At 66.8% G+C, this 853-nt stretch carries 1 pseudogene; it reads right to left on the bottom strand.

What is annotated here, in order from left to right:
* A pseudogene (locus GSQ92_RS29895) lies at window positions 1–853 on the bottom strand (error-prone DNA polymerase); the annotation flags it as partial.

Raw genomic sequence — 853 nt, 5'->3', positions numbered from 1 at the left:
CGATCGGGCAAAGAGCACCATCTCGTGGACGGTCAGAAAATAGGGCGCGTATTCCAGCTCCTGGATCAGCTGCAGCTCGTGCGCAATCCGCGTCAGGATGTCGTCCGGAACACCGTCTGGCCAGCGGAGCGCAGCGGCCTCATAGACGCGGTCGGTCAGCGTCTCCAGCGGTTTGCGGCCGGGTTCCAGGATCTCTTCCGGATATTCGTGCCTGAGCTGATCGAGCGAGAAGCCCGAGCAGGCATCGAGGATACGGATCGTGTTGGCCAGGGCGTCCGGATAGGCGGCGAAGAGCCGGCCCATTTCATGAGCGCTCTTGAGGCAACGCTCGCCGTTCCGGTCGGCCGCGAAGCCGATGCGATCGACGGGCACGCCGAGGCGGATCGCGGTCAGCACGTCCGCGAGGCGGCGACGATCGGGATGGTGGTAGCGGGGGTCCGTCGTGGCCAGCAGCCCGGACTTGGCGGCGACCGTCATGCGGCTCAGCAGGTTCAAGCGATGGCGATCGGCGCCGTCATAGGTGACGGGGGCGGAGCAGAGCAGCGGCATCGCAAGGCGCCTGCGAAGGTCGCGCGCATCGGATTTAAGGCGCGCGGCAAAGGCGGCATCCGGCAAGGCGGGCGGGATGGCCGCCATCACCCAGCCTTCCGCATGGTCGAGCAATTCGGTGCGGGTGAGTTGGCATTCGCCTTTCGGTGCGCGCATGCGGCCGAGCGACAGAAAGCGGGTCAGCCGGCCATAGCTTTCGCGATCGGTCGGCCAGGCCAGATAGCTGGCGCCGTCGTCGAGCACCAACCGTGTCCCCACGATGAAGCGGATACCGACGTCCTTGGCCGCGACATGCGCGCGCACC

The sequence above is a fragment of the Acidisoma sp. S159 genome (assembly GCF_009766125.1).
In the GTDB taxonomy this organism is placed as follows: domain Bacteria; phylum Pseudomonadota; class Alphaproteobacteria; order Acetobacterales; family Acetobacteraceae; genus Acidisoma.
Note: the sequence above shows the minus strand (reverse complement) of the source record. Positions and strands in the feature narration are given on the sequence as shown.